This is a genomic window from Peribacillus sp. FSL H8-0477, from assembly GCF_038002765.1.
GTDB lineage: Bacteria > Bacillota > Bacilli > Bacillales > DSM-1321 > Peribacillus.
Window position 1 is genome coordinate 1 of sequence record NZ_JBBODE010000006.1, and the last position, 5,090, is coordinate 5,090.

The window sequence follows — 5,090 nt, forward strand, 5'->3', positions numbered from 1 at the left end:
AATTGCTCTTTGAAAACTGAACAAAACAAAGCGTCAACGTTTTAAAGAAGTGAGTACACACTATAAAAACAACCGAGCAAGTCAAACATTCTACGGAGAGTTTGATCCTGGCTCAGGATGAACGCTGGCGGCGTGCCTAATACATGCAAGTCGAGCGAATTGTTGAGTTTACTCAACAGTTAGCGGCGGACGGGTGAGTAACACGTGGGCAACCTGCCTATAAGACTGGGATAACTTCGGGAAACCGGAGCTAATACCGGATATGTTCTTTTCTCGCATGAGAGAAGATGGAAAGACGGCGTCTCGCTGTCACTTATAGATGGGCCCGCGGCGCATTAGCTAGTTGGTGAGGTAATGGCTCACCAAGGCAACGATGCGTAGCCGACCTGAGAGGGTGATCGGCCACACTGGGACTGAGACACGGCCCAGACTCCTACGGGAGGCAGCAGTAGGGAATCTTCCGCAATGGACGAAAGTCTGACGGAGCAACGCCGCGTGAACGATGAAGGCTTTCGGGTCGTAAAGTTCTGTTGTTAGGGAAGAACAAGTACCAGAGTAACTGCTGGTACCTTGACGGTACCTAACCAGAAAGCCACGGCTAACTACGTGCCAGCAGCCGCGGTAATACGTAGGTGGCAAGCGTTATCCGGAATTATTGGGCGTAAAGCGCGCGCAGGTGGTTCCTTAAGTCTGATGTGAAAGCCCCCGGCTCAACCGGGGAGGGTCATTGGAAACTGGGGAACTTGAGTGTAGAAGAGGAAAGTGGAATTCCACGTGTAGCGGTGAAATGCGTAGAGATGTGGAGGAACACCAGTGGCGAAGGCGACTTTCTGGTCTATAACTGACACTGAGGCGCGAAAGCGTGGGGAGCAAACAGGATTAGATACCCTGGTAGTCCACGCCGTAAACGATGAGTGCTAAGTGTTAGAGGGTTTCCGCCCTTTAGTGCTGCAGCTAACGCATTAAGCACTCCGCCTGGGGAGTACGGCCGCAAGGCTGAAACTCAAAGGAATTGACGGGGGCCCGCACAAGCGGTGGAGCATGTGGTTTAATTCGAAGCAACGCGAAGAACCTTACCAGGTCTTGACATCCTCTGACACTCCTAGAGATAGGACGTTCCCCTTCGGGGGACAGAGTGACAGGTGGTGCATGGTTGTCGTCAGCTCGTGTCGTGAGATGTTGGGTTAAGTCCCGCAACGAGCGCAACCCTTGATCTTAGTTGCCAGCATTCAGTTGGGCACTCTAAGGTGACTGCCGGTGATAAACCGGAGGAAGGTGGGGATGACGTCAAATCATCATGCCCCTTATGACCTGGGCTACACACGTGCTACAATGGATGGTACAAAGAGCTGCAAACTCGCGAGGGTAAGCGAATCTCATAAAGCCATTCTCAGTTCGGATTGCAGGCTGCAACTCGCCTGCATGAAGCCGGAATCGCTAGTAATCGCGGATCAGCATGCCGCGGTGAATACGTTCCCGGGCCTTGTACACACCGCCCGTCACACCACGAGAGTTTGTAACACCCGAAGTCGGTGAGGTAACCGCAAGGAGCCAGCCGCCTAAGGTGGGACAGATGATTGGGGTGAAGTCGTAACAAGGTAGCCGTATCGGAAGGTGCGGCTGGATCACCTCCTTTCTAAGGAAAATTAACGTGACGCTTTTGTTTTGTTCAGTTTTGAATGAGTAATTCATTCCTTATAGTAGAAAGGGGCCTATAGCTCAGCTGGTTAGAGCGCACGCCTGATAAGCGTGAGGTCGATGGTTCGAGTCCATTTAGGCCCACCATTCTTACTACCCTAACGGGGCCTTAGCTCAGCTGGGAGAGCGCCTGCCTTGCACGCAGGAGGTCAGCGGTTCGATCCCGCTAGGCTCCACCAATAAAGGTTTATCCTTTATACATTGTTCCTTGAAAACTAGATAATAGATAGAAGGCAAATTTTGCATCAATTTTTAAAACACCGAATGTTTTTTTAGTAGGTTAAGTTAGAAAGGGCGCACGGTGGATGCCTTGGCACTAGGAGCCGATGAAGGACGGGACTAACACCGATATGCTTTGGGGAGCTGTAAGTAAGCGTTGATCCAGAGATTTCCGAATGGGGAAACCCACTGTTCGTAATGGAACAGTATCTTTACCTGAATACATAGGGTACTGAAGGCAGACCCGGGGAACTGAAACATCTAAGTACCCGGAGGAAGAGAAAGCAATAGCGATTTCCTGAGTAGCGGCGAGCGAAACGGAATCAGCCCAAACCAAGAGGCTTGCCTCTTGGGGTTGTAGGACACTCAATATGGAGTTACAAAGGAACGGGGTAAATGAAGAGGTCTGGAAAGGCCCGTCAAAGAAGGTAAAAACCCTGTAGTTGAAACTTCGTTCCCTCCTGAGTGGATCCTGAGTACGGCGGGACACGAGAAATCCCGTCGGAAACAGGGAGGACCATCTCCCAAGGCTAAATACTCCCTAGTGACCGATAGTGAACCAGTACCGTGAGGGAAAGGTGAAAAGCACCCCGGAAGGGGAGTGAAATAGATCCTGAAACCGTGTGCTTACAAGTAATCAGAGCCCGTTAATGGGTGATGGTGTGCCTTTTGTAGAATGAACCGGCGAGTTACGATCCCATGCGAGGTTAAGTTGAAAAGACGGAGCCGCAGCGAAAGCGAGTCTGAATAGGGCGAATTAGTATGTGGTCGTAGACCCGAAACCAGGTGATCTACCCATGTCCAGGGTGAAGTTCAGGTAACACTGAATGGAGGCCCGAACCCACGCACGTTGAAAAGTGCGGGGATGAGGTGTGGGTAGCGGAGAAATTCCAATCGAACCTGGAGATAGCTGGTTCTCTCCGAAATAGCTTTAGGGCTAGCCTCAAGATGAGAGTATTGGAGGTAGAGCACTGATTGGACTAGGGGCCCCCAACGGGTTACCGAATTCAGTCAAACTCCGAATGCCAAATACTTATTCTTGGGAGTCAGACTGCGAGTGATAAGATCCGTAGTCAAAAGGGAAACAGCCCAGACCACCAGCTAAGGTCCCAAAGTATACGTTAAGTGGAAAAGGATGTGGAGTTGCTTAGACAACCAGGATGTTGGCTCAGAAGCAGCCACCATTTAAAGAGTGCGTAATAGCTCACTGGTCGAGTGACTCCGCGCCGAAAATGTACCGGGGCTAAACGTATCACCGAAGCTGTGGATGGACACCGTAGGGTGTCCGTGGTAGGAGAGCGTTCTAAGGGCGTCGAAGCTAGACCGTAAGGACTGGTGGAGCGCTTAGAAGTGAGAATGCCGGTATGAGTAGCGAAAGAAGGGTGAGAATCCCTTCCACCGAATGCCCAAGGTTTCCTGAGGAAGGCTCGTCCGCTCAGGGTTAGTCGGGACCTAAGCCGAGGCCGAAAGGCGTAGGCGATGGATAACAGGTTGATATTCCTGTACCACCAATTTATCGTTTGAACGATGGGGGGACGCAGGAGGATAGGGTAAGCGCGCTGTTGGATATGCGCGTCTAAGCAGTTAGGCCGGAAACGAGGCAAATCCCGTTTCCATTAAGGCGGAGCTGTGATAGCGAGGGAAATTAAGTACCGAAGTTCCTGATTCCACACTGCCTAGAAAAGCCTCTAGTGAGATAAAGGGTGCCCGTACCGCAAACCGACACAGGTAGGCGAGGAGAGAATCCTAAGGTGTGCGAGAGAACTCTCGTTAAGGAACTCGGCAAAATGACCCCGTAACTTCGGGAGAAGGGGTGCTTTTTAGGGTGAATAGCCCGGAAAAGCCGCAGTGAATAGGCCCAGGCGACTGTTTAGCAAAAACACAGGTCTCTGCGAAGCCGCAAGGCGAAGTATAGGGGCTGACGCCTGCCCGGTGCTGGAAGGTTAAGGGGAGAGGTTAGCGTAAGCGAAGCTTTGAACCGAAGCCCCAGTAAACGGCGGCCGTAACTATAACGGTCCTAAGGTAGCGAAATTCCTTGTCGGGTAAGTTCCGACCCGCACGAAAGGCGTAACGATCTGGGCACTGTCTCAACGAGAGACTCGGTGAAATTATAGTACCTGTGAAGATGCAGGTTACCCGCGACAGGACGGAAAGACCCCGTGGAGCTTTACTGTAACCTGATATTGAATTTTGGTACAGCTTGTACAGGATAGGTAGGAGCCTTTGAAACCGGAGCGCTAGCTTCGGTGGAGGCATTGGTGGGATACTACCCTGGCTGTATTGAAATTCTAACCCGCGCCCCTTATCGGGGTGGGAGACAGTGTCAGGTGGACAGTTTGACTGGGGCGGTCGCCTCCTAAAGAGTAACGGAGGCGCCCAAAGGTTCCCTCAGAATGGTTGGAAATCATTCGTAGAGTGTAAAGGCACAAGGGAGCTTGACTGCGAGACCTACAAGTCGAGCAGGGACGAAAGTCGGGCTTAGTGATCCGGTGGTTCCGCATGGAAGGGCCATCGCTCAACGGATAAAAGCTACCCCGGGGATAACAGGCTTATCTCCCCCAAGAGTCCACATCGACGGGGAGGTTTGGCACCTCGATGTCGGCTCATCGCATCCTGGGGCTGTAGTCGGTCCCAAGGGTTGGGCTGTTCGCCCATTAAAGCGGTACGCGAGCTGGGTTCAGAACGTCGTGAGACAGTTCGGTCCCTATCCGTCGTGGGCGCAGGAAATTTGAGAGGAGCTGTCCTTAGTACGAGAGGACCGGGATGGACGCACCGCTGGTGTACCAGTTGTCTTGCCAAAGGCATAGCTGGGTAGCTACGTGCGGACGGGATAAGTGCTGAAAGCATCTAAGCATGAAGCCCCCCTCAAGATGAGATTTCCCATAGCGTAAGCTAGTAAGATCCCTGAAAGATGATCAGGTAGATAGGTTTGAGGTGGAAGCGTGGTGACACGTGGAGCTGACAAATACTAATCGATCGAGGACTTAACCATTCGTTTTAATTACATGCAAAACCCTTCTTATTATCTAGTTTTGAAGGAACAACGTTCCTTTATAGTCTGGTAATGATGGCGAAGAGGCCACACCCGTTCCCATTCCGAACACGGAAGTTAAGCTCTTCAGCGCCGATGGTAGTTGGGGGTCTCCCCCTGTGAGAGTAGGACATTGCCAGGC

At 51.8% G+C, this 5,090-nt stretch carries 2 tRNA genes and 3 rRNA genes; all 5 read left to right on the forward strand.

Annotation, left to right across the window (positions count from 1 at the left end):
• The first annotated feature begins 89 nt into the window (after positions 1 to 89).
• The 5 genes from MHI18_RS22045 (at position 90) to rrf (ending at position 5,090) form a co-directional block, all read left to right on the forward strand.
• Positions 90 to 1,636 (forward strand): 16S ribosomal RNA (locus MHI18_RS22045).
• A gap of 72 nt (positions 1,637 to 1,708) precedes the next feature.
• Positions 1,709 to 1,785 (forward strand) — tRNA-Ile (locus tag MHI18_RS22050).
• 16 nt (positions 1,786 to 1,801) lie between these two features.
• Positions 1,802 to 1,877 (forward strand) — tRNA-Ala (locus tag MHI18_RS22055).
• Between the two features lie 99 nt (positions 1,878 to 1,976).
• A 23S ribosomal RNA gene (locus MHI18_RS22060) occupies positions 1,977 to 4,909 on the forward strand.
• 65 nt (positions 4,910 to 4,974) lie between these two features.
• Positions 4,975 to 5,090: ribosomal RNA gene (gene rrf, locus MHI18_RS22065) — 5S ribosomal RNA — on the forward strand.
• Together the 16S, 23S and 5S rRNA genes with 2 tRNA genes alongside form the textbook arrangement of a ribosomal RNA operon.